At 31.8% G+C, this 22709-nt stretch carries 23 protein-coding genes; 5 read left to right on the top strand and 18 right to left on the bottom strand.

The window, feature by feature from the left end; translation table 11 throughout:
• Position 1: 1 nt before the first annotated feature.
• From N5D90_RS11995 to N5D90_RS11970, 6 genes are all read right to left on the bottom strand, one after another.
• Positions 2–295, bottom strand: a complete 294-nt coding sequence (locus N5D90_RS11995) for a type II toxin-antitoxin system HigB family toxin (protein WP_038336201.1) — start codon at positions 293–295, stop codon at positions 2–4.
• 76 nt (positions 296–371) lie between these two features.
• Positions 372–803, bottom strand: a complete 432-nt coding sequence (locus N5D90_RS11990; RefSeq protein ID WP_280062614.1) for a sulfatase-like hydrolase/transferase — start codon at positions 801–803, stop codon at positions 372–374.
• Positions 804–821: 18 nt separating this feature from the next.
• Positions 822–1424 carry a hypothetical protein gene (locus N5D90_RS11985; protein ID WP_280062579.1) on the bottom strand — a complete coding sequence of 201 codons (603 nt, stop codon included), beginning with the start codon at positions 1422–1424 and terminating at the stop codon, positions 822–824.
• 57 nt (positions 1425–1481) lie between these two features.
• Positions 1482–2486, bottom strand: a complete 1005-nt coding sequence (locus tag N5D90_RS11980) for a glycosyltransferase family 9 protein (protein WP_280062578.1) — start codon at positions 2484–2486, stop codon at positions 1482–1484.
• On the bottom strand, positions 2467–4317 hold the full coding sequence (locus N5D90_RS11975) for a monovalent cation:proton antiporter-2 (CPA2) family protein (RefSeq protein WP_180905541.1): 1851 nt from the start codon (positions 4315–4317) through the stop codon (positions 2467–2469). The genes N5D90_RS11980 and N5D90_RS11975 overlap by 20 nt, the downstream gene beginning before the upstream one ends.
• Before the next feature lie 29 nt (positions 4318–4346).
• A complete protein-coding gene (locus N5D90_RS11970; protein ID WP_038336207.1) occupies positions 4347–4775 on the bottom strand; it encodes a SufE family protein in 429 nt (142 codons plus the stop codon).
• A 111-nt stretch (positions 4776–4886) separates the two neighbouring features.
• On the opposite strand from N5D90_RS11970, the gene N5D90_RS11965 reads away from it, so the two are divergent.
• Together N5D90_RS11965 and N5D90_RS11960 are read left to right on the top strand one after the other, a co-directional pair.
• On the top strand, positions 4887–5759 hold the full coding sequence (locus N5D90_RS11965; RefSeq protein WP_280062577.1) for a diacylglycerol kinase family lipid kinase: 873 nt from the start codon (positions 4887–4889) through the stop codon (positions 5757–5759).
• A 156-nt stretch (positions 5760–5915) separates the two neighbouring features.
• Positions 5916–6869, top strand: coding sequence for a 2-hydroxyacid dehydrogenase (locus tag N5D90_RS11960; protein ID WP_280045938.1), 954 nt, complete (start codon positions 5916–5918; stop codon positions 6867–6869).
• A 20-nt stretch (positions 6870–6889) separates the two neighbouring features.
• Here N5D90_RS11960 and N5D90_RS11955 read toward each other — a convergent pair whose 3' ends face one another.
• A complete protein-coding gene (locus N5D90_RS11955) occupies positions 6890–7603 on the bottom strand; it encodes a class I SAM-dependent methyltransferase (RefSeq protein WP_280062576.1) in 714 nt (237 codons plus the stop codon).
• Positions 7604–7939: 336 nt separating this feature from the next.
• Between N5D90_RS11955 and N5D90_RS11950 the strand changes: the two genes are divergently transcribed.
• Both N5D90_RS11950 and N5D90_RS11945 read left to right on the top strand, forming a co-directional pair.
• Positions 7940–8653 (top strand): pirin family protein, encoded by a 714-nt coding sequence (locus N5D90_RS11950; protein WP_038336213.1) that lies wholly within the window; start codon positions 7940–7942, stop codon positions 8651–8653.
• A gap of 154 nt (positions 8654–8807) precedes the next feature.
• Entirely contained in the window at positions 8808–9899 is a 1092-nt protein-coding gene (locus N5D90_RS11945; RefSeq protein ID WP_280062574.1) for a hypothetical protein, read from the top strand.
• Between the two features lie 71 nt (positions 9900–9970).
• On the opposite strand, the gene N5D90_RS11940 is transcribed toward N5D90_RS11945, so the two are convergent.
• The 11 genes from N5D90_RS11940 to N5D90_RS11890 form a co-directional block, all read right to left on the bottom strand.
• A complete protein-coding gene (locus tag N5D90_RS11940; RefSeq protein WP_280062572.1) occupies positions 9971–10651 on the bottom strand; it encodes an OmpA family protein in 681 nt (226 codons plus the stop codon).
• Between the two features lie 26 nt (positions 10652–10677).
• Positions 10678–11193 (bottom strand): lipocalin family protein, encoded by a 516-nt coding sequence (locus N5D90_RS11935; protein ID WP_114998594.1) that lies wholly within the window; start codon positions 11191–11193, stop codon positions 10678–10680.
• A gap of 126 nt (positions 11194–11319) precedes the next feature.
• Positions 11320–12213 carry a class I SAM-dependent methyltransferase gene (locus N5D90_RS11930; RefSeq protein ID WP_114998592.1) on the bottom strand — a complete coding sequence of 298 codons (894 nt, stop codon included), beginning with the start codon at positions 12211–12213 and terminating at the stop codon, positions 11320–11322.
• Position 12214: 1 nt separating this feature from the next.
• A complete protein-coding gene (gene mnmG, locus N5D90_RS11925; RefSeq protein ID WP_280062571.1) occupies positions 12215–14086 on the bottom strand; it encodes a tRNA uridine-5-carboxymethylaminomethyl(34) synthesis enzyme MnmG in 1872 nt (623 codons plus the stop codon).
• Positions 14087–14140: 54 nt separating this feature from the next.
• Positions 14141–14566, bottom strand: a complete 426-nt coding sequence (gene ybeY / locus N5D90_RS11920) for an rRNA maturation RNase YbeY (protein ID WP_221854019.1) — start codon at positions 14564–14566, stop codon at positions 14141–14143.
• A 4-nt stretch (positions 14567–14570) separates the two neighbouring features.
• Entirely contained in the window at positions 14571–16736 is a 2166-nt protein-coding gene (locus N5D90_RS11915) for a patatin-like phospholipase family protein (RefSeq protein WP_280062570.1), read from the bottom strand.
• A gap of 101 nt (positions 16737–16837) precedes the next feature.
• Positions 16838–17116 (bottom strand): hypothetical protein, encoded by a 279-nt coding sequence (locus N5D90_RS11910; protein WP_280062569.1) that lies wholly within the window; start codon positions 17114–17116, stop codon positions 16838–16840.
• A gap of 57 nt (positions 17117–17173) precedes the next feature.
• Positions 17174–19639, bottom strand: coding sequence for a bifunctional UDP-N-acetylmuramoyl-tripeptide:D-alanyl-D-alanine ligase/alanine racemase (locus tag N5D90_RS11905; RefSeq protein ID WP_280062568.1), 2466 nt, complete (start codon positions 19637–19639; stop codon positions 17174–17176).
• A complete protein-coding gene (locus N5D90_RS11900) occupies positions 19626–20222 on the bottom strand; it encodes a thymidine kinase (protein ID WP_219034099.1) in 597 nt (198 codons plus the stop codon). The genes N5D90_RS11905 and N5D90_RS11900 overlap by 14 nt, the downstream gene beginning before the upstream one ends.
• Positions 20223–20348: 126 nt before the next feature.
• Positions 20349–20996, bottom strand: a complete 648-nt coding sequence (locus N5D90_RS11895; RefSeq protein ID WP_038336223.1) for a DUF6266 family protein — start codon at positions 20994–20996, stop codon at positions 20349–20351.
• Positions 20997–21253: 257 nt separating this feature from the next.
• Positions 21254–21526 (bottom strand): AlpA family transcriptional regulator, encoded by a 273-nt coding sequence (locus N5D90_RS11890; protein WP_038336224.1) that lies wholly within the window; start codon positions 21524–21526, stop codon positions 21254–21256.
• 296 nt (positions 21527–21822) lie between these two features.
• On the opposite strand from N5D90_RS11890, the gene N5D90_RS11885 reads away from it, so the two are divergent.
• Positions 21823–22257 carry a hypothetical protein gene (locus tag N5D90_RS11885; protein ID WP_280062567.1) on the top strand — a complete coding sequence of 145 codons (435 nt, stop codon included), beginning with the start codon at positions 21823–21825 and terminating at the stop codon, positions 22255–22257.
• Positions 22258–22709: the final 452 nt, after the last annotated feature.

The following is a 22709-nucleotide window of genomic DNA, read 5'->3' as shown; positions in this document are numbered from 1 at the left end:
TTTAAATTTGATTTGCGTTAATTTTATCGTATTCAGCATGAGTTCCAATAAATCGAATCCACACCATTTGATAAGGAAAATTAATTTTTACAATCAATCGATAATTGTTCCCTTTGATATTAAAACAAACACGATTATTCTCTAATATACTTGCATTGGGATATTCTAATTTTAATTCGTTTAGATTATTCCATTTAGCTTTTTCAACTTCTTGATACCACGCTTTCAATTGCTGTTCACAATCTGAATGTTTAGCCCAAAATTCTCGGAGTATTTTTCTTGCTATAACTCTCAATTAGATTTGTTTATACAAAATTAAATAAAAAATTCCCAAAACGGGAACTTTTGTTTGAATTAATTTTTGAAATTATTTACTTCAATAACGATTTCCCAGAATCCTTATAATTCCAAGTTTTTACTTTCATCAAATCAGCAATGGTAGAGGCAATTTGATTGATAGACGTTTGATTTTGTTTGAAGTTTTTAGGATTAATTCCGTTTCCAATCATCAAAATAAATCCTTCGTCAGAGCCTTTTACTTCATCATTGTGATCCGTCCACTCGTTTCCATTTCCACGTCCATGATCTGTCGTTACAATTATCGTTGTTTGATCTTTGTAAAATGGATCGCTTTGCACATAATTCCATAATTCCTCAATCATTCTGTCATTGCGATTTATTGAAGTAATATATTGATCGTAATCTTCATCATGTCCGTAATCATCAGCTTCTCCATAACCTATAAAAAGCAATTTTGGCTTCTGATTTTTCATCGCTTCTAACGCAAATTCGTGCGTAAAAATATCAAATCTCGTTCCCCATCATTGTTTTGGCGTTTCTAACTGAAAACGTTCTATTAGTAATTCTCGTTCAGATTTATTTTGATTAAAACTATTTTGATATCCAGCATTTACCAACAATTTCGAAAGTTCTTGATTGAAAATATTTGTATACATTCTCCAGCTTCCAAAAGCCATTACTTTATTGTTTAAATTTTTTTGCTGATTTGCAATTTCAAAAACTGAAACATTAGGATTCGGAATATCTTTGTTATTTTTAATTCGCTCATCATCAGCTTTTCCTGTAATTATTTCGTTGTATCCAGGATAAGACCATAATCTTTTGTTGGTAAGATTTACAAAATTTTGCTCGTCACGATTTCCCAAAATAACTCCTTTTTCTTTGATCGTTTTCCATGTAAATGGCATTAATAATTCGCGGCGTTTTATAGAATCTTCTGTCCAATATTTTTCATTAGTTTGAACAATAAGTGAGTTGTATTTTTTATTATTTAAAATTGATTTTTCAACTCCACGGAAAACTTCTTTCCAACGAACACCATCCAACGTAACCAAAATAACTTTCGGTTCTTGTGCAAATAAAAAATTTGAGCATAAGGCAAGAATAAGAAATGTATACTTCATGTGATTTTAATTTCTTATAAAAATAGGAAAAGCATCGTTATGATGCTTTTAAAAGTATTATTTTTCGAGTTTATTGACGATTTGTTGATAAACATCCTCGGCACTCAAATTTTGAAAATAATCATAGTTTTTAAACTTTTTTGGATCTTTCCCAAAGATAGAAGTTGGACGAATTTTCATCGATTCGTCTTGTATCACATCATCCATAGATTGTCCATAACCTAAAAATCCAGCAAATGGATGAGTTGCACCCCAAATAGAAATTGTGCGTGTTCCCATCAACGAGGCTAAATGCATATTTGCGCTATCCATCGAAATCATTACTTCTAATTTGGCAATAGCTTGTAATTCTTCTTCAAAAGAGATTGTTCCAGCTAAAGATTTGATGTTTGGATTGAAATTTTCCCATGTTTTTAATTCATCAATTTCAGCTTTTCCACCGCCAAATAAATAAATTTTGTACCCATTTTTAGCTAATTTCTTCGCAACGATTTTCATCTTTTCGATTGGATACATTTTACTTGTAAAGGCTGCGAAAGGAGCAATTCCAATTGATTTAGATTCTTTAATTGATTTTGGTTCGATTTTATGCTTTAAATTGACGTTAAAACCAAGTTGACGTAAAACATCAGCATAGCGTTCAGTTGTTAATTTTAATTGCTTAAAAACGCGATTTTTTTGATCGACTAAAACTCTTTTCTCTGCACGACCTTTATCTAAAGTAGCCGTTTTTGTTCCTTTAAGTTCGAATAAAGTTGTAATTACTTTTGATCGGATTACATTATGAAAATCAGCAACATAATCAAAATTATATTGTTTTAATTCTTTGTATAATTTGAACAAACTAAAAAAGCTTTTGTAGTCTTTGTTCAAATCAACCGAAATAAATTTGATTTGAGGAAATTGCTTGAAAATATTTCCCATAAAAGGACGCGAAGCAACATAAACTTCGACATTAGGATTTTGTTCAATAAACTCTTGTAAAACAGGAGCAATCATTGTGACATCGCCCAAAGCAGAAAAACGTAAAACTAATAGTTTTTTATGATTCGTTTTCTCCATTATTCCTATTGTTAATTTCTTTTGCAACCATTTTCATTTGCTTTTCAAATTCTTGCTTAGATGCTTCAAAATATTGATCAGAATTTTCGGCATGTTTTGCAATTTTACGCAACGACTTTCGGTCACTTTTTATGAAAATTTCACCAATTTTAGATGCTTCTTCATGAGAAAAACCGTATTTTATTAAGATTTGTCTACCAACGTAAACAGATGAGAAAAAGTTTTCTCGATAAACTTCGTCTATACCATCTTTCAAATAATTATACGCATAACTACGATTTTTTGCACGAACAATAATTTCTAAATTCGGAAAGTTTTTACGAACAATATAAACTAATTTTTGATTAATTTCTGGAGGATCCAAAGCAGCTACAAAATATTTTGCATGTTCCGCACCAGCTGATTTTAGTAAGTTAACATTTGTTGCATCACCATAAAATACATTAAAACCTTGTTTGCGCATTTTCTCTACACGCTCGCTATCGTTATCCAAAACAATCGATTTTATTCCAGTACTTTTCAATACACGGCTAATTGTATTTCCAAAATCTCCAAAACCTGCGATGATAATTTGTCCATCAGCTGAATTTGGATTTATTTTATCGTTTTCAATGATTGTTTTTACTTTTGTTTTTACACCAAAATATTTTAGAATTAATTTCTCATTTAAGACTAAAAGTAAAGGCGTAATCACCATTGTAATTGCTGTTGTTGCTAACATCAAATCGTACCATTCTTTGTTTAGAATATCTAAATTTCGAGTCAATGATAAGATAACAAAAGCAAATTCTCCGACTTGTGATAAAAGTAAAATGAACAACCATTTTTGATCAAAATCAAATTTATGTTTGATTCCAATAAACCATAAAACCAATGATTTTATTAACATTATTCCAAATGTTAATCCAAGAATCATAAAAGGTTTATCTGCAATTAATTTGAAGTTAATCGTCGATCCAACTGCAATAAAAAAGATTCCTAATAATAATGATTTGAACGGCTCTATATCACTTTCTAATTGATGTTTATATTCGTTATTTGCCAAAACAACACCTGCGATAAATGCTCCTAAAGCAGGAGAAATTCCAACTTTTTGCATCAAAATTGAAACTCCAATCACTAAAAGTAGGGCAGAAGCGGTGTAAATTTCTCGAACTTGTAATTGTCCAACATACTTAAAATAAGGTGTAATAATGTACTTTGCAATTACGTAAATAAATGTAATTGCACCAACAATAACTAAGGTTTTCATGAATGCTGGTCCACCAACTAACAAACTTTTAGAATCATCACCAATGGACTGAATCAAAGAATCTCCAACTAAAAGTGGAATAATTGCTAAGATTGGAATCACCATAATATCTTGAAACAACAAAACTGAAAAAGTTGATTTTCCGATGCTTGTTTTGGTCAATCCTTTTTCGCTAAGTGTTTGCATAATAATGGCTGTTGAAGACATGGTTATTGCAAAAGCTATAGAAACAGCCAAAGAAAAATCCATTTTCAAGGCAAACATTCCGACTAAAGTTGCAATAATTATCGTCCCCAAAACTTGCATTCCACCAAGGTTGATGATTTTATTTTTCATCTTCCAGAATTCCTTTGGATCAAGTTCTAATCCGACCAAAAAAAGCATCATTACTACACCAAATTCTGTGGCGTGCATAATGTCTGTTCCGTCATTGCCAACAAATTTCAGCACATAAGGTCCAATTAAAACTCCTGCAATTAAGTAACCCAAAACCGAACCCATTCCTAATTTTTTGGAAATAGGAACGCAGATTACAGCGGAAAAAAGAAAAATAAATGCTTGGCCTAAAAAGTCGTTCATTATTTTATAAGGTTGATTAGATGATGCGTCTAACTATTATTTTGTTTTGATTGAAATGCAATCGCATAAAATTTGAATTGTTTTATCATCGCCAATAATCCGTTAGCACGCGTTGGTGATAAAAATTCTGATAAACCAATTTCGTTGATAAAATCTGTATCCGATTCTAAAATATCTTTTGGCGTTTGATGATTATACATTCTCACCAATAATGCAGCAATTCCTTTTGGTAAAATAGCATTAGAATCAGCTTTAAATTCGATTGTATCACCGTCCAATTCTGCATCTAACCAAACAGAAGATTGACAACCCTTGATGATTTTATCATCTGTTTTTGCTTCTTCTGGCAAAGTATTTAAGCTTTTTCCTAACTCGATCAAATATTCGTAGCGTTGTTCCCAATCTTCAAAAAATGAGAATTCGTCTACTATTTCGTTTTGAATTTCTTTAATTTTCATACTACAAAGTTAGAAAGTTTTTGATAGTTTTTCCTCAAAAAAAGACGTTAAATAGCTTGATTCTTTTAGATTTCTTATTTTTGTGTTTTGATAAATTTCAATTCCCAAAAAATGAAGTACACTTTCATTGTTAATCCAAATTCTGGAAACGCAAAACACGATATTTCGCTCGATTTTTTACAATCAAAATTTGATTCTTCAGACGAAATCGTTTTGAAAGAAACTGCTTATCAATTTCATGCAAAAGAATTGGTGAAGGATGCGATTGCAGAGAATTCGGATGTGATTGTAGCATGCGGTGGTGATGGGACAATCAATGAAGTGGCGAGTGCTTTGGTGAAAAAAAATATTCCATTGGGAATAATTCCTGCCGGATCTGGAAATGGTTTGGCAACAAATCTTAATATTCCGAAAGATCCTAAAAAAGCGATTGAAATTATCAAATCAAATGCTATTCACAAAATTGATGTTGGTAGAGTAGAGGATAAGTATTTTTTTAGCAATTTAGGTTTTGGGATTGATGCAGAAGTTATCAAAACGTATGAAGAGAATCAAAAGCGTACGATCACTGGTTATGTTGATGCTTCTGTGAAAACCTTGTTGAATTATAAATCGAAATTATTTCGACTTTATATAGATGATGTAATTATCGAGAAGAGTTTTTATTATCTTTTCTGTTCTAATTCTAACATTGCTGGTTATGGGATATCTTTTACACCAAAAGCTGATTTGTCTGATGGAGAATTGGATTTATTGATGATAGAAGATTTAGATGTTTTCGAGCAGTTTTATTTTTCGGTATTGGTTTTAGCCAAAAAGATTGATTTTTTGAACAAAGCAAAGTATCGAAAAGTGAAAAAATTCAAGATTGAAAGTTTAGATCATAATCCGATTACGTATCAGCTTGATGGAGAGATTCATAAAACCGATTCACTTCAAGTAAAAGTTAAGGTATTACCAAATGCGTTGAAAATCATTTTTTAACCTTAATTATCTATTTAATTAACAATATAAATTATACATTTTCAACTAATTAAAATGTTATTAACTGAGTTATAAACGATTTGTTTGTAACCAATTTCATCATCAATTTATTTATTAATCTTCGCATTCGTTGTAACTTTGATTAAAATTTTTGCAATGAATACGCCTTATAAAATTTTAGCAATCGATTCTAATCATGAATGTCTGAATAATGGACTTCGCGAAGTAGGTTTTATTGTTGATGAAGATTATACTTCGCCCAAAGAAATCATCGAACAAAAGATCAATGAATATGATGGAATGATTGTAAGGAGTAGATTTCCAATTGATAAAGATTTTTTGGCAAAAGCAACGAATTTAAAGTTTATTGGTAGAGTAGGGGCAGGCTTGGAGAATATTGACGAAGAGTTTGCTGCCGAAAATAACATTGTTTTATTTAATTCTCCCGAAGGAAACCGTGATTCTGTTGGTGAACATGCGATTGGTATGTTGTTGATGTTGATGCATCATTTGCGTAGAGCTGATAACGAAGTTCGTAATGGAATTTGGAAACGCGAAGAAAATCGTGGAGATGAATTGAAAGGAAAAACGGTTGGAATTATTGGTTACGGAAACATGGGAAATGCTTTTGCGAGACGCTTACAAGGCTTTGAAGTCAATGTGATTTGCTATGATATTTTGCCAAACAAAGGAAATGAATTTGCGAAACAAGTTTCGTTAGAAGAATTTTTTGAGCAAGCTGATGTTGTAAGTTTACATACGCCACAAACGCCGGAAACGATGCAAATGATTAATGCAGAATTTATTTCTAACTTCAAAAAACCATTTTATTTTGTGAATACAGCTCGTGGAAAATCTGTTGTAACAAAAGATTTGGTCGAAGCAATTAAAACAGGAAAAATTTTAGGCGCTGCTTTAGATGTTTTAGAATTTGAAAAATCGAGTTTCGAGAAATTAGTTGCATCTGAATTACCAGAAGAATTTCAGTATTTAATTCAAGCAGATAATGTTGTTTTAGCACCACATATTGCTGGTTGGACACATCAAAGTAAAGTGAAATTAGCAGAATTTATCCGTGATAAAATAATAGATTGGAAGGATAATCAATAATAACTAAAGCTTAGAATTATCTAAGCTTTTTTTGCTCCATAAATTCCAAAAGCGCATCCAAAAAAGTATTCTTTGTATTGAACATTTAAATTATTTTTCTTAAAAATCGCTTCTACTTTTTTACATGATTCAAATTTTTTGGTGTACAACCATAACATTTTATAATCATCTGGATTTCCCAAAAATAGTTTGCCAAGAATAGGAATTATTTTACCTAAGTAAAAAGAATATAAGAAATAGAGTATACTATTTTGAGGTTTTGATATTTCTATAAATGTAAATTGTCCTTCTTTTTTTAACATTCGATAAACTTGTTTCGCTAATAAATCAATTTGAGATTCATTGAAAGTTTTCAAACCAAAAGCACACGTGATAATATCAAATTCTTCTGATTTTAATTCATTTTTTAAAATATCATCTTGAAAGATTTCTATCTTATTTTGGAAAATTATTTTACCTTTTTTTCTTGATTTCTCAACCATTTCTTCTGAAAAATCTAAGGCATAAAATTCTGCGTTTGGAAATCTATTTTTTAAATAAGACCAATTTTCGCCTAATCCTGATAGTAAATCAATTACTTTAATTTTCGATTCTTTTTTATTTAATGCTTTGATAAATTGTTTTCTCCAAATAATTGAAAAACCAAAAGAAGTTATATAGTTCATTCTTTCGTATGAATTTGACATTTTATTAAAGAGTTTTTTTACAAAGGTTGGATCGTAAATATCATTCATATCGATTAGTTTTAACTAAAAATGTTCCGAAATTTCGGAACCTTTTTTCATTTTGTAAGTTTTTTGTAAACTTTATACAAAATAACTGCTACTATAATAACAAGAACGATTTGGAGTAGAATCCAAAGTATAACATTAAATGTCGATTCGCCTGAAATTGATAGCATATATATGTCTCATGTGTTAACTGAATGCTAAAATATAAATTATTTTTAACATTTTATTAATAATTTAAAAAAAGTTTTATTCTTCATCTTGGTGTGTTAATTGATAACTTATCACATATCAATAGATAAGTTTTTTTTGCACCATAAATTTGTATAAAAATAAATTACTATGAATTACCAAATATTTAAATCAGAATCAAGAGGAGGAGGAAATCACGGATGGTTAAACTCTAAACATTCTTATAGTTTTGCGAATTATTACGATCCAGCACGTATTCATTTTGGTGCTTTGCGCGTTGTAAATGATGATATAATTACTGGAGGAATGGGATTTGGAAAACATCCTCATGATAATATGGAAATTATTACAATTCCTACAAAAGGAGGAATTTCGCACGAAGATTCAATGGGAACAGGTTCTGTAATTGAGTCTGGAGATGTACAAGTAATGAGTGCAGGTACAGGAGTTTTTCATAGCGAAATGAATGCTTATGAAAATCAAGAAGGACACTTTTTTCAGATTTGGATTATTCCAAATAAAATGAATGTTGAGCCTCGTTATCAACAAATTTCTGTTCGTGATGTAGCAAAAGAGAATGAATTATACCAAGTTCTTTCTCCAAATGCAGATGATCAAGGAGTTTGGATTCATCAAGATGCGTGGATTTTCTTAGGAAATTATACAGAAGATAAACAAGAAACATACAAAGTACAAAAAGAAGGAAATGGTGTTTTCTTTATGGTTGTGGAAGGAGAAGTTGAATTTGACGGAAACAAATTAGGACGTAGAGATGTCATCGAAATCAAGGATACTAACGAGTTCTCGTTTAATGTAGCCAAAGATTCTCGCTTGATGTTAATCGAAGTTCCTATGGATATTTAGAAATTTTTTCAAGTTTTAGTTGTTTTATATATAGAGCAGATTTCAGAAATGGAGTCTGCTTTTTTTGTTAAAAAAAATAGCATTTTCAATACAAGTATTTAGTATATTTACTGCTTATATAACTTTAACTCAAAACGTACTTAATCTAAACTATATGAAACGTTTATTCATCATTGCTTCTTTCGCTTTAATGATTATCAGTTGTAAAAATGATAACATTGAAATTGATTCTACATCTGTACAAACTTTTAGTGAAACAGTAGACAAAATTTCGAAGGCTTTGCCTGTTATGCAACAAGATAAATTTAAGGAAGCTCTGCAAATTATTTTCGAGTATAACACAAGTCAATCAATGGATAATGAAGCGCGTTGGGGAATTGTGCGTACGTTGTTGGATGGAAAAACGGTAGATGAAGTTTTTGATATTGCAGAAAAAGTTGCGTTACAAAATAAATTTACATGGAATAGAAATCAAGTTCCTTTGGTGAATGGAATTCCAAAACCAGGTGCAACCGAAACTGTAGAAACTCCTGCTGAACCAACTTCTAATGTGCAACGTTTTGATTTTAGTTTAAAACAAGATGATACAGGAATCTCAATTTCGCCATTCTTTTATAATGCGCAAGGTGAGGAAATTCAATTGGATCAAGCTGTAACGGCAACGATAGAAGTGTTTAATTCAGGTAATATTGTGTATACATTTCGTTCTACAATCGATCCAAATTCGATGGATGATTTGTACAGAAAGAATGCCATTAATATTAAATATTCATCTTTAGATCCATCAAAATTGAAGAATGATCGTTTGGACATTTTGGTTCGAATTCCGAATTCTGAACGTTATTTAACGAATCGTAAAGCAGTAAAAGTTCCGTTGAATTTAGTTGGAGCTTCTGAAGTTGTAGATTCTGCCGCGGTTGAAAGTACGCCTGCACATGTGAGTAAAGAAGCAGGAATGGTAAAATCTCTTTCTAATCGTTTTATGACAAATTTATCAAAGAAAAATTATTCTGGTGCTTTTGCGTTGACAAGAAGTGGCGAATGGAATACTTTCCAAAAATTTTCTTCTGATGAATCAATTAAGAATTTAGAGCAAGCAACAATTAATGATGCAAAAGTTTTGGATGCGGATGAAAAAGTAGCTTTGGTAGAAGTGCAAGCGAACTTAAAAGATCAATCATCTAAGACGTATCAAGTGACTTTAGAAAAGATCAATAATAAATGGTTTGTGGTTAATTTTAAATAATTCTCAAACTTATTAAACATAAAAAAAGCGTTCAGATTCTGAACGCTTTTCTTGTTTTATATTGAAATGAATTATTGTCCGTTAGCTTCTTTAGCAGCGTCCGCTTTCATTTTTTCGTTAGCTGTAATAGTAACTTCTACACGTCTATTTTTAGCACGACCTTCAGCAGTACTATTATCTGCAATTGGATCTTCTATACCTTTTCCAGTAGATGTTAGACGAGAAGATGCAATTCCTTTCGAAATTAAATAATCTTTTACAGATTGTGCTCTTTGTTCAGAAAGTGGTTTATTATAAGATTGAGAACCTACATTATCTGTATACCCAATAACTAAAAGATCTGTATCAGGATATTCTTTAAAAACTTCAATTAATTTATCTAAGTTTGCTTTTGCAGTACTTGTTAATGAAGATTTATTGTAATCAAAAGTAACTTTAGAGTTTTCATCTAAAATTAAATTAATTCCTTCTTCAGTTCTTACAACTTCTGCACCTGGTAAAACTTGCTCAATTTTTTGCGCTTGTTTATCCATGTTGTTACCAATAACACCACCAGCAGCTCCACCAACAGCAGCACCAATTAACGCACCTCCAGCACCTTTACCAATAAGCCCTCCTAAAACTCCACCGGCAACAACTCCAATTCCTGCACCTTTTTGTGTGTTATTAGCATTTTGTACAGCTGTACAAGAAGACATAATAAATGATCCTCCTAATACAATTGCAGCTATTTTAGTATTTATTTTTTTCATAATTTCTAAGTTTTTTAAATTGTTGATTAACGTACGAAGTTATAAATCACTTGTGCAATTTTTCCATTTGCATTGATATCTTGTACCAATTTCATCGAATTTGCATCAACATAATCTACACGCATTTTATATCCTGCTGTATTTTGTTTTGCTTTGATTCCGGTTACATCTTTGAAGATAAAGTAAGTTGTAGAACCATCTTGTTGTAAATCCCAAATAATATTTGCTGTTCCTGAAGGGCAATCTCCGCCAGCGTTATTAAATGTGTATGTTCCTTTTTTGTTGTTTTGAACTAAGTTCCATGTAGAACCTTCATAACATTCTGGATTTGCTGTGTCAAAAACTTTTGCAACTGCATCTGTAACTTTTACATTACCTTGTACCTCGTTGGTTGTTAAACCTTGGTAGTCTACATTTGTCAAAGTCCATGCACCTCTTACTTCTTTCCCAGTTTGTATTTCTTGTTTTGCAACGGTTGTAGATGCACAAGAAGTTAAAAATGCTGAAGCGCATATCCCAAATAATAAAATACTTTTTTTCATAGCTATTTATTTTATCTATTATTAATCTTAAAAAATGGCTTTTATAAATTAGATTTAATAAAGTTTTAGAAAAAAAACGACTTCTAATACATCTGATTAGATAATCATTCTTTAAAAACGCTTATTTTAATTTTCAGCTTTAATAATATAGATTAAAGAAGAATATTGACCTGTTTTTTTAGCTTGAGTATTAGACTTCAAACCAATTCTAAGCGCATTGATAAAACCTAACTTATTACCTTTATATTTTTCAGATAGTAGACTCACATAAAATGAATCTAATTTCATCGGGTGGATAGATTCAATTTTCATGCCAAAGTTGCTAAATAACTTTCGCATGCTGGTTTCCGTGAAATGCCATAAATGACGAGGTACATCATAAGCTGCCCAATGTTCACCATAATATTTAGCATCATACGATTGGTGGTTCGGAACGGCTATTACTAAGATACCACTTTTTGTTAGATGTTTCTTTAGTTCTGTAATTATTTCTTTTAGGTTAGGAATGTGTTCTAAAACATGCCACAAGGTAATCACATCATACTTTTCTGTATTCTGTTCTAATTCTGTAGAAGTAACTTTTTCGATTCCAACTTTTGATTGCGCAATTCGTCTTGCCGAATCATTTGGTTCCATTCCCAAAACATCGTAACCATTTTTTTGTAGATGCTCTAAAAAATCTCCAACACCGCAACCATAATCCAAAATATTTTTACCATTTGAAACTTTATTTATCAATTCTAATTTATTATTTAAATTGATTGATTTTGCCATTTGATAAAAACGTTCGAAAATAGATTTCTTTCCATCCGTATGAGAAATGTAATTTTTACTTTCGTAATACTTTCCTAAATTTTCGATAGGTTGGGGGAGAGTATACAAAACTTCAGTTTCTGAATCTTCGTAAATCTCGAACTTTTCTCCTGTTAAAAAATAATCTTTTAAATCTAATTTCTTAATACCAGAAAATCCTTCAAAAGAAGGATTTTCTTGAGATGTTTCACGTGGAACATTTTCCATATTATCTTCCCATGTAAATTAATAATACACTAATATCTGCTGGTGATACACCACTAATTCTTGATGCTTGTGCTACTGTCGCAGGTTTTATTTTTGTTAATTTTTGACGAGCTTCTATCGACATCGAACCAAAGACATGATAATCTATATCAGCTGGAATTTTTAGATTTTCCAAACGATGCAATTTATCTGCATTCTGTTGTTCTTTTTTAATATAACCTTTATATTTTATTTGAATTTCTGTCTGCTCTAATTCTTCTTGATCGTATTCATTCGTTTCAATAAACTCTTTTACTCGATCTAATTTTGTGAAATCAGAAAGCTTTAATTCAGGACGAGAAATAACCGAAATCATTTTGTTTGGTTGTTTCAAAGGTGTTCCTTCGCGCTCTTCAATTACATCATTTATCTCTTGTGGTTTGATTGAATTTTCTTCAAAATAATTAACTAACTTTTCAGCCTTGTCAAATTTTTCTTCCATTCTTCTCAAACGATCTTCTGAGGCTAAGCCTAATTCAAAACTTTTTCTTGTCAAACGTTCATCCGCATTATCTTGTCTCAATAAGATACGATATTCTGCACGAGACGTAAACATACGATAAGGTTCTTCTGTACCTTTTGTAATTAAATCGTCGATTAAAACTCCTATATAAGCTTCGTTACGATTTAAGATAAATGGATCTTTTCCTTGAATTTTTAACACAGCATTTATACCCGCCATCAAACCTTGAGAAGCAGCTTCTTCATAACCAGTTGTTCCGTTTATTTGACCTGCACAATACAAGTTATCGATTAACTTTGTTTCTAACGTGTGTTTTAATTGTGTTGGTGGAAAATAATCATATTCGATGGCATAGCCTGGGCGTAAAATTTTTGCATATTCAAAACCAGGTACAGCTCGTAAAGCTCTTGCTTGAATATCATCAGGCAACGATGTCGAAAAACCATTTATATAGAATTCCATCGTGTGCCAACCTTCAGGTTCTGCAAATATTTGGTGACGATCTTTGTCTGCAAAACGGTTAATTTTATCTTCTATCGATGGACAGTATCTTGGTCCAGTTGATTTGATTGTACCGTTAAACATTGGAGAACGATCGAATCCTTCGCGTAATAAATCGTGTACTTCTTGATTGGTATAGGTAATCCAACAAGGGCGTTGTTTGGTTAATTTTGGCGTATTGGTATATGAAAATTTAGACGGGTTTTCATCTCCTGGTTGCTCAATCATTTTCGAATAATCAATTGATCGACCATCAACACGTGGAGGTGTTCCTGTTTTCATTCGGCCAGCTTCGAAACCTAAATCAACGAGTTGTTCTGTTATTCCGAATGCAGCAGATTCTCCCATACGTCCACCTCCAAATTGTTTTTCTCCGATGTGGATCAAACCATTTAGGAAAGTACCATTTGTAAGAACAACAGATTTAGAGCGAATTTTCATTCCCATCGCTGTAATTACTCCACAAACTTTACCATTTTCGATGATTAAATTTTTAACCATATCTTGGAAGAAGTCAACATTCTCTGTTCTCTCTAAAGATAAACGCCATTCTTCTGCAAAACGCATACGGTCTGATTGCGCACGTGGAGACCACATTGCTGGACCTTTAGATTGATTCAGCATCTTGAATTGAATTGCAGTTTTGTCGGTAATAATACCAGAGTATCCACCTAAAGCGTCAATCTCGCGAACAATTTGTCCTTTTGCAATTCCACCCATAGCAGGATTACAAGACATTTGTCCGATTGTTTGTAAGTTCATTGTAACAAGAAGCGTTTTTGCACCTAAATTGGCTGCTGCCGCTGTTGCTTCTGCACCTGCATGACCACCACCAACTACAATTACATCATATTCTGATTGAAATATCATTTGATTTGTAAACTTATTTTTCTTGTTAAAATAATAAATGTTCCACGTGGAACATTATTGATTTAGATAGCTACTAAACGTTTCTAAATATTGATTTTCTTTAGCAGTCATCAATTCTTTGTCATCTGGTTCTTTGTCCATATAACCAGCAAAATGTAATATTCCGTGGATAACAACACGAGCCAACTCGTTCTCAAAAGAAACACCATTTTGCTCTGCATTATCTTTGATTCGTTCGACGCTAATAAAAATATCACCCATCAATTCGTCTTCAATAGAATTATCGAAACCGATAACATCTGTGTAATAATCGTGGTCTAAATATTGTCGATTAATTTGAAGTAAGTATTCGTCATCACAGAAAATATAGTTTAAATCTTCTATTGTTTTCCCTTCATTCTTCATACTCTCTACGATCCAATCTATCCAAGTTTGAGCATCTTTTAGCTCAAAATCTGTTTCGTAAAATAATTCTATCATTGTTCTAAAACCAGTAACCTAAACTTAAATTAAATAATCCTTTTTTTGTGTAAGGCGAATAACTCCAAATGAAATTTAAAGGTCCTAAAGGACTATCGTAGCCATAGGTAACGCCATACCCAAGATATTTGTAATCTGTTAAACTTAATTGCTCAAATCTATCTGTGATATTTGCTATATTCATAAATAGACTTGCATAATGATTTTTCAAAATTCGAGCTTGGATATGAGAGCCAAAAAGCAATTGATTGTCGCCAATCGCAGAGCCAAAAGGAAGCCCATAAAACTTGGTATAATTGAAAAAATCTTGTTCAACATAACCTCCAAGATAAAACTTCTGAGGCATTGTTACATTATCGTTGAAAAAGGTTCCAAAGTTAGCAGTAAATCTGTAACTTAGGAAATTATTTAACGGAAAATTTGCCTCTAAACTCGATTCTAGCAAATAGTTATTTTCGAATCCAGTTACATTAGAATCAAACAAATACTTAAAGCTTCCATCAAATTTTAAACCACTACGCGCAAAATTTGCATTATTTCGATTATCTGCTTTAATATATCCATACGCTTTCCAATAATAACCTTCGGATTTTGCTGGAAATTCTTCATTAGAAGCAATAAAATTATTTGTGAAAACTTTTGTGTATTGATGCTCTAATCCAACGCCAATCGCAAATTTTTCTTTAATCGTGGATTGAATATAGAGTTGATTGATGTATTCTCTAAAGTTATAATTTACTTTTTTGTAGATATTATCTTGACCAAAGAAGTTTCTTAAATCAATTTCTTTGTCAAAATAATGCGAAAAAGAGTTGAAACCAATACTTGGTAAATAACCATTATCAATGAAAAAATTGATGTTATATCGCGCATAATCTCCAACCACAACATCAGCAGATAGCACCGAGTTTTTGACAAATAAATTCTTTGAAGTGAAGTTTAAAAGTAATCCTGTTTTGAATAAATCATCGTAATGTAATCCAAAACGGATTGATTGTTTGGTCTTATTTTCTTGAACTTTTAACGTCAATAAATTCTCTTCATCGTTAATTTCTGAGATTTTATACGTGATATTATTAAAGTTTCCAGAAGCATACAATTTCGAAATTCCAGCTTTTAAATCATCATATTTTATAATTTCAGGAGTACGAATCCCTAGCTTACCTTCGATGTAATTTGTGTTGAAATTTTTCAATCCTTCTACTTCAATTTCTTTCACCAAAACATAATCATCAAGTTTAATTTCGTTTCGAGTTTTATTGGAAGCATGCTGTTTTTTTGCAATTTCTTTGAGTTGATCATATACTTTTTCTGATGCAATAAGTCCGCGATTGTAAATAGAATCTACTTCGTCAAAACTTGTCACAGCATATTCTTTTAGCTCTGGTTTAATCAACAAATCGACTAGTTTTTTCTGTTCATTTGTTTTTTTAACGATACTCATCGTCATAATTTGACTCAAAATATCAATAGCAGAATTTAGATCATCACGTTTTTGTAAGCCATCACCCAGCTCAACACCGATAATAATATCAGCCCCCATATCTTTCACTTCTTTTACGGGAAAATTGTTGACAACGCCGCCGTCAACATATATTTTACCATCAATTGTAACAGGATCTAACATGGTTGGATAAGCGCCAGAAGCCAAAATAACGCGAGGTAAAAAGCCTGAACGAAAGACTTTTTCTTCTCCAGTTTCGAGATCGGTTCCGATACAAACAAAAGGTGTCGGAAGTTTATTGAAATCATCAATATCATGAACTGGACGCAATAAATAAGTCAACAAATCAAGCGGACCTTGCCCTTTTGAAATGGCATTAGGAATAGTTAATTTGAACTTATCAAAAGGTAATTCTAAGATATATTTTTCTTTGTATGCTTTCTCGAAGAAAGGAATTTCTGCACGATCTTTATTTTGTGTAATCAACGAAGAAATATCCAATTGATGCATAATTTTCTCAAGCTCGTCAGGCGTATATCCAGCCGCATATAATCCACCGATAATTGCACCCATACTTGTACCTCCGATGTAATCAATTTTGATTCCTGCTTCTTCGATCTTCTTCAAAGCGCCAACATGTGCATAACCTTTTGCGCCGCCGCCACTCAATACAACACCTACTTTTAGACGCGTTGAATCGTTCTTCGTTTCTTGTGCAAAGGTCATGGTTGAAATAATGAAAATGAAAGCAAAAAGACTGCGCATAAATTGATCTAAATTGAGGAATAAAGATAGCAATTTTGAATCTAAGTTGTAGAATTGTTTAACTATTCTACATTATTTTCATAACAACTTAAATAATATGAAAACTTCGAAAAGTTGGCAGAAAAAGCTTTATTTACTTTTAGAAAAGGCTTTAGTTTTTCTATTTGTGAAACAGAAAGTGGATATGAATCATAAATTTCTGATGGATAATCATCCTTATTTAAGATAAAATCATTTAAATAAAAAAGAATCTGTTCAGATGTTATTTCTAATTCGAATTCATTGTTCAGAGAATCGTCAGAATTATTATACTCTTCAATTAATCTAATTATTTTATCCATTTATTTTTTTTTAAAAATAAAAAAAAAGAGCTACTTTTCAGTAACTCTTTCAGTATATTATTCTTTGTAATAAACACGTTTTATACGTTGAGAAACCGAAGTTAAGACTTCATAAGGAATTGTTCCCAACCATTCGGTAACGTCGGCTAAAGTTGGCGAGTTCCCAAAAATAGTGACTTCATCTCCTTCTTTACATGGAATATCAGTTACATCAACCATCATCATATCCATACAAATAGTTCCGGTAATTGTAGCCAAATGCCCATTGATACCCACTTTTCCTTTTCCGTAACCAAGCGAACGACGAATTCCGTCTGCATAACCAACAGGTAAAGTTGCAATTTTGGTATGACGCTCCGCTGTAAAACGACGACCGTAACTTACAGTTTCGCCTTTTTCTATCTCTGAAATTTGAGAGATTACCGTTTTGAAACGCACAACAGGTTTCAAATATTTCTCCATAAAATCGGTATATTCGGAGTAGCCATACATTCCGATTCCTAAACGAACCATGTCATATTGATGCTCTCCATAGGCAACAATTCCAGGAGAATTTAACGCATGTTTGATTGGTTTTATGTTTAATGCTGTTCTAATTGCCGCATAACTGTTATCAAAACGATTCAATTGATATCTCGCATAATCTTCCTCTTCTGGCATATCGGCAGTTGCTAAATGCGTGAAAATTGAACGAACATAAACATGCGAATTATCTTTTAGAATGGCAATTAGCTCTTCGAAATCATCTTCATGAAAACCAAGACGATTCATACCTGTTTCCATTTTTAGGTGAATTGGATAAGGCGAAGAAATCTGTTTTTCTTGTAGTTTCTGAATAAATAGTTTCAAGACGCGCAAACTATAGATCTCCGGCTCCAACTGATAATCGATAACCGTAGAATAACTACTTTGTTCCGGATTCATCACGATGATTGGAACGGTAATTCCAGCTTCGCGCAATTCTTTTCCTTCATCTGCAATCGCTACGCCCAAGAAATCGACACCGTTATTTTGTAAGGTATTTGCCACCTCAAAACTTCCCGTTCCATAACTGTTCGCTTTCACCATGCACATCAATTTTGTGGTAGGTTTTAGCAACGAACGGTACACATTTATATTCTCGATAAGGTGTTGTAAATTAATTTCGAGAACAGAATCGTTGGAACGTGTTTCTAATTCATTCGAGATTTTTTCTAATTTGAACGGACGAGCACCTTTTAATAAAATAGCTTCGTTGTCGACATTTTGATGTTTGAACTGTTCTAAGAATTCTTCAGTCGAATTGAATGAACGAACATAGGATTCGAATAAATGTTTGAACTGAGAAATTTTTTCTCCAATCAACACTATCTCATCAAAATGATAAGGGTTGACTAAATCGGCCGCTTGTTGATATAAATCGTGGTCAGATAAGTTACTTTGTAAAATATCTGTCAATACCAACGATTTTTTGTCGCGCGGTTGTTGATTTAGTACATTTAAACCAATTTTTAATGAATTTAGATCAGAATTGAAGGTATCATTAATTAAAATTGAATGATTAATCGCTTCTTTAATTTCCAAACGCATTTCGATTGGTAGAAGTTGACCAAATTCATTTTTAAGTTGTTTATAATCAATATTTAAACTGATTAAAGTCGTTAAGCAAATTAAACTATTTTTAATCGAAGCATCATCGATAAAAGGAACCGAATAGGTGAATTCTTCTTGATTATGTAAAATAGAAATTTGTGTATTAGTCTGATTACTTTGTATTTGCTTGATTTGTACAGTGGCAGAATTGGAGTAACCATAAGTATATTTATCTATTTGTGCTAAATGAGCGTTTTCAAGAATAGCTTGATGTACTTTTTCATTTTCGATATTGAAAACTAATTTATCAACATGAGAAAATAGTTTCAGTTTTTCCTGAATCAATTCATCTTGATTTTTGAAATTCTCTAAATGCGCTTCTCCGATTTTTGTCAACACACCAATTGTAGGTTGAATAATTTCTTCGAGATTTTGCATTTCATTTGGCATCGAAATTCCAGCTTCGAAAATACCCAAATCGTTTTTCTCCTCCATTTGCAAAACAGAAAGTGCTGCTCCGAATTGAGAATTGTAACTTTTTGGACTACGAACAATCGAGAATTTTTTCCATAACAATTGATTCAACCATTCTTTGACAATCGTTTTTCCATTGGAACCGGTAATTCCGATGACAGGAAAATTAAACTGTTTGCGATGAATTTTTGCCCAATTTTGTAAAGCAAGTAGCGGATTTTCGACCTCGATAAAATTTGCATGAGGCAAATTTGTCAACGCTTTTTCTACGACAAAATTTCGAATTCCTCTTTGATAAGCATCTTGCAAATACAAATGCCCGTCTTTTTGATTTCCGTGAAAAGCAAAGAAAATTCCCTGAGTTGGATTGACAATCATGCGCGAATCAAAGAAAATTTGATCGATGATTTCGTCTCCATTTCCAATCAAAGTACCGTTGATGATACTTGCAATTTGATTTAGATTATAAGTTTTCAACTTTGTGTTTGTTATGTTCTTCCCAGAAAGCAACTCGGCTTAATGGTTCGTATTCTAGTACTTCGCCAAGCTCTACAAGGCGATCACTGTCAATTTTTCGGTGCGAATAATTGGCTAAATTTCCTGTACGAACGCAGATTGCATGCACTTTTGTTACATACTCGGCAGTCGCCATTAAATTGGGCATAGGACCAAAAGGACGACCTTTGAAATCCATATCCAAACCAGCAACTATAACGCGTTTGCCTTCGTTTGCCAATTGATTGGCCACGTCTACAATACCGTCATCAAAAAATTGTGCCTCATCAATTCCTACCACATCGCAATCATCAGCCAATAATAAAATTGCTGAAGAATACTCAACAGGTGTTGATGTAATAGAATTTTGATTGTGTGAAACTACTTCACGGTCAGCATAACGCGTATCTACCGTAGGTTTGAAGATTTCGACACGTTGCTTGGCAAATTCGGCACGTTTTAGACGGCGTATAAGTTCTTCGGTTTTACCAGAAAACATTGAGCCACAGATGACTTCTATCCATCCACTTTTTTTGTTATGATTAAAGGTATTTTCGAGGAACATAGTTCAAATAATTTAGATTAAAATGTGAGAACAAATTTACGGAATAAATTAGATGAAAGAAGTAAAAAGTAGATTAAAGCTCATCTTGAAACTTTAGATGAGCTTTAGTGTAGATGTATAGCGCGCTTAACTTACTTTTATTTTGCCTATATAGGCTGAATTTGATGCAAATAAATTGTCTGCATTTACAAATGCCATCCATACATGTAGTTCTTTGTCTTGGTAGCGAGGTAATAATGTAAATTCATGTGATATATCTGCACGAATGCTTGTTGTTTGAAAAAATAGTGTCCCAACATTTAGATCATTATCTTCTGCAAATAAGGCTACCATGTAGTCTGTTTCGGCAATGGTTCCTGCTCCATTGTCCAACCATTCTATTACAATAGTAAGTGGTGTAGGGGAACTAATGGCTAGTGGTTGTGGATCGATTCCTTTTCCTTTGGAAAATTGGATTTGGTGATAGTTGGGAATGATTTCTAAGTTTTCCATATCGCATTGAAATGCATTGATTACGTTACTCATCGCAGCGTTGTAAGTAGATCGTAGACCTACTTTTGTGCCAAAGAAAGCCTTAACGTATTCCCTGTAACTGGCAATAAAGAGTACGGCTTTGTTGAACCGATCTTTGATTAAGGCTTGTTTTGGAGATGGAGCTTTGGTTGATTTTTTAGGACGAATACGAGATATTTCGTATCCGTTGACATTTGCAATTACAATACGTCCTGTACGACCTGATGTACCTGAAATGATGCTGTCAATAACTTTACCCATAATTTTGTGTGTTTTAGTTAAACTTGGTTTTAATTGTTGTAGTGAATTTAGGTCAGGAATTGATATCTTTTTATAAGTTGCAATGAAATGGAATGATTTGGAAGGGTGTGTACTGTTTTGAATAGTGTTGTACTTTTCTGCGGTGTCTGTTCGGTTGTTCTTCGGTTATGTACCGCAACGCTTCGGTGTTTGTTCGGTGTTCGTATGGTTGTGATGGAGAAATTGGGCAGAAAAAAAGAGCCTTGATAGGCTCTTGGTTATTTGATTAATTGTTTGAGGATTGCTTCGTATACCTCGTGTCGAAAATAAACGTTGCGCCCAAAGTAATTGTATGCTTTTAAGATTTTCTTTTTCCTATAATTGTATAATGTGCTTTTACAAATTTTTAGGTATTGTAGCACATCCCTTTCTTCCATTAGGTATAAATCTAAAGAACTAATGTTACCATCTTCGAATGCTTGTTGCATTTTGTTGATTTCTTCAATTAATTGTTGAAACCAATTTACTGAGTTTAATGGTTGACTCTTCATAGTACAAGTTGTAAGACTTATATAAAATTAATCTATTATCTTATTGATTTTACATAAGAAGTGAATTGTCCCCCCAATTGTCCCCCTTAAAAATAATAATACTTGTGTATTTTTATTGATTACGGAAGTGGTTTGTTGTAACTTTTGAATAAATGACCATATAGATACATAGAAATTGATGAGTTTTTGATTTTAGAAATCAATAGTTTATTGATCTTTTTTCATCTTTGATGAAGGTTATTGTATATTTATTTTACTTATCTTAGTATCAATGGCTATTAAAAAAACATAAGATTATGAGTTTAAAAGAACCACACAAAATAAGAGTAATGAAAAAACTAATAGTTTTAATAATATACTTATTTATGTTTCAATATGTATCCGCTCAAAATGATTCAATAATTTTCAAATATCAAATACCTAACAATATTTTATTTTTAAAAAATGAAGTGAATTTAAGCAATCAAAATACCATTTTACTTGATGGAATTATTGAAAGATTAAATTTATATAAAGGTAAATCAGATTATTTGATAATTATATATATATTCTATAACCCAAAAGAAAAACCAAAGTATATTTATAATAGGCTTGAAACTATTTTAAATCATTTTAAAACCTTTGGATATAACAGAGAACAATTTGTTTTAAAAATTAATAAAGCAAACAAGTTCTACTCAACCAGTTCTTATTCTTTTAATATTATAAAAATATGTACCGATAAAAGTTAGTGTATCAGATGTGTAGTTGCACTAAATATTATTATAAATAAATTCACAATAACATAAAAGGCAGACCGAGGTTTGTCTTTTGTTGGTTTATTAGTTTTTAATAACTTATAACTTGTTGTTACTTTTGAATGAATCACCACATAGATACATAGAAATTGATGAATTTTTGATTTTAGTAATCAGTAGTTTATCATAGTTTTTCATCTTTGATGAAAGTTAGATATACATTTACTTATCTTAGTAAGGAAGGGATAGGAGGTGTTGAGTATGATGTGAGTGGAGCTTAGCTTAGGTAAATTGTAATATATAAGGATGGAATACAATGTTACTATATAAAAACAATTATGAAATTTCGATTTAACTTTTTAATATTCTCGGTATTTTTTTATTCGATAATTGCCTTAGTCTATGTATTAAACTATGAACCATTTTTATTAACGAGAGTTGTTCTT

Origin of the sequence: Empedobacter sp. GD03797 (assembly GCF_029842105.1) — a bacterium.
GTDB lineage: Bacteria > Bacteroidota > Bacteroidia > Flavobacteriales > Weeksellaceae > Empedobacter > Empedobacter falsenii_C.
Note: the sequence above shows the minus strand (reverse complement) of the source record. Positions and strands in the feature narration are given on the sequence as shown.

What these genes read in the sequence shown, in the direction of transcription:
- N5D90_RS11985 (WP_280062579.1), bottom strand. Translation starts at nt 1,424, where the DNA reads ATGAAGTATACATTTCTTATTCTTGCCTTATGCTCAAATTTTTTATTT.
- N5D90_RS11980 (WP_280062578.1), bottom strand. Translation starts at nt 2,486, where the DNA reads ATGGAGAAAACGAATCATAAAAAACTATTAGTTTTACGTTTTTCTGCT.
- N5D90_RS11975 (WP_180905541.1), bottom strand. Translation starts at nt 4,317, where the DNA reads ATGAACGACTTTTTAGGCCAAGCATTTATTTTTCTTTTTTCCGCTGTA.
- N5D90_RS11970 (WP_038336207.1), bottom strand. Translation starts at nt 4,775, where the DNA reads ATGAAAATTAAAGAAATTCAAAACGAAATAGTAGACGAATTCTCATTT.
- N5D90_RS11965 (WP_280062577.1), top strand. Translation starts at nt 4,887, where the DNA reads ATGAAGTACACTTTCATTGTTAATCCAAATTCTGGAAACGCAAAACAC.
- N5D90_RS11960 (WP_280045938.1), top strand. Translation starts at nt 5,916, where the DNA reads ATGAATACGCCTTATAAAATTTTAGCAATCGATTCTAATCATGAATGT.
- N5D90_RS11955 (WP_280062576.1), bottom strand. Translation starts at nt 7,603, where the DNA reads ATGAATGATATTTACGATCCAACCTTTGTAAAAAAACTCTTTAATAAA.
- N5D90_RS11950 (WP_038336213.1), top strand. Translation starts at nt 7,940, where the DNA reads ATGAATTACCAAATATTTAAATCAGAATCAAGAGGAGGAGGAAATCAC.
- N5D90_RS11945 (WP_280062574.1), top strand. Translation starts at nt 8,808, where the DNA reads ATGAAACGTTTATTCATCATTGCTTCTTTCGCTTTAATGATTATCAGT.
- N5D90_RS11940 (WP_280062572.1), bottom strand. Translation starts at nt 10,651, where the DNA reads ATGAAAAAAATAAATACTAAAATAGCTGCAATTGTATTAGGAGGATCA.
- N5D90_RS11935 (WP_114998594.1), bottom strand. Translation starts at nt 11,193, where the DNA reads ATGAAAAAAAGTATTTTATTATTTGGGATATGCGCTTCAGCATTTTTA.
- N5D90_RS11930 (WP_114998592.1), bottom strand. Translation starts at nt 12,213, where the DNA reads ATGGAAAATGTTCCACGTGAAACATCTCAAGAAAATCCTTCTTTTGAA.
- mnmG (WP_280062571.1), bottom strand. Translation starts at nt 14,086, where the DNA reads ATGATATTTCAATCAGAATATGATGTAATTGTAGTTGGTGGTGGTCAT.
- ybeY (WP_221854019.1), bottom strand. Translation starts at nt 14,566, where the DNA reads ATGATAGAATTATTTTACGAAACAGATTTTGAGCTAAAAGATGCTCAA.
- N5D90_RS11915 (WP_280062570.1), bottom strand. Translation starts at nt 16,736, where the DNA reads ATGACCTTTGCACAAGAAACGAAGAACGATTCAACGCGTCTAAAAGTA.
- N5D90_RS11910 (WP_280062569.1), bottom strand. Translation starts at nt 17,116, where the DNA reads ATGGATAAAATAATTAGATTAATTGAAGAGTATAATAATTCTGACGAT.
- N5D90_RS11900 (WP_219034099.1), bottom strand. Translation starts at nt 20,222, where the DNA reads ATGTTCCTCGAAAATACCTTTAATCATAACAAAAAAAGTGGATGGATA.
- N5D90_RS11895 (WP_038336223.1), bottom strand. Translation starts at nt 20,996, where the DNA reads ATGGGTAAAGTTATTGACAGCATCATTTCAGGTACATCAGGTCGTACA.
- N5D90_RS11890 (WP_038336224.1), bottom strand. Translation starts at nt 21,526, where the DNA reads ATGAAGAGTCAACCATTAAACTCAGTAAATTGGTTTCAACAATTAATT.
- N5D90_RS11885 (WP_280062567.1), top strand. Translation starts at nt 21,823, where the DNA reads ATGAGTTTAAAAGAACCACACAAAATAAGAGTAATGAAAAAACTAATA.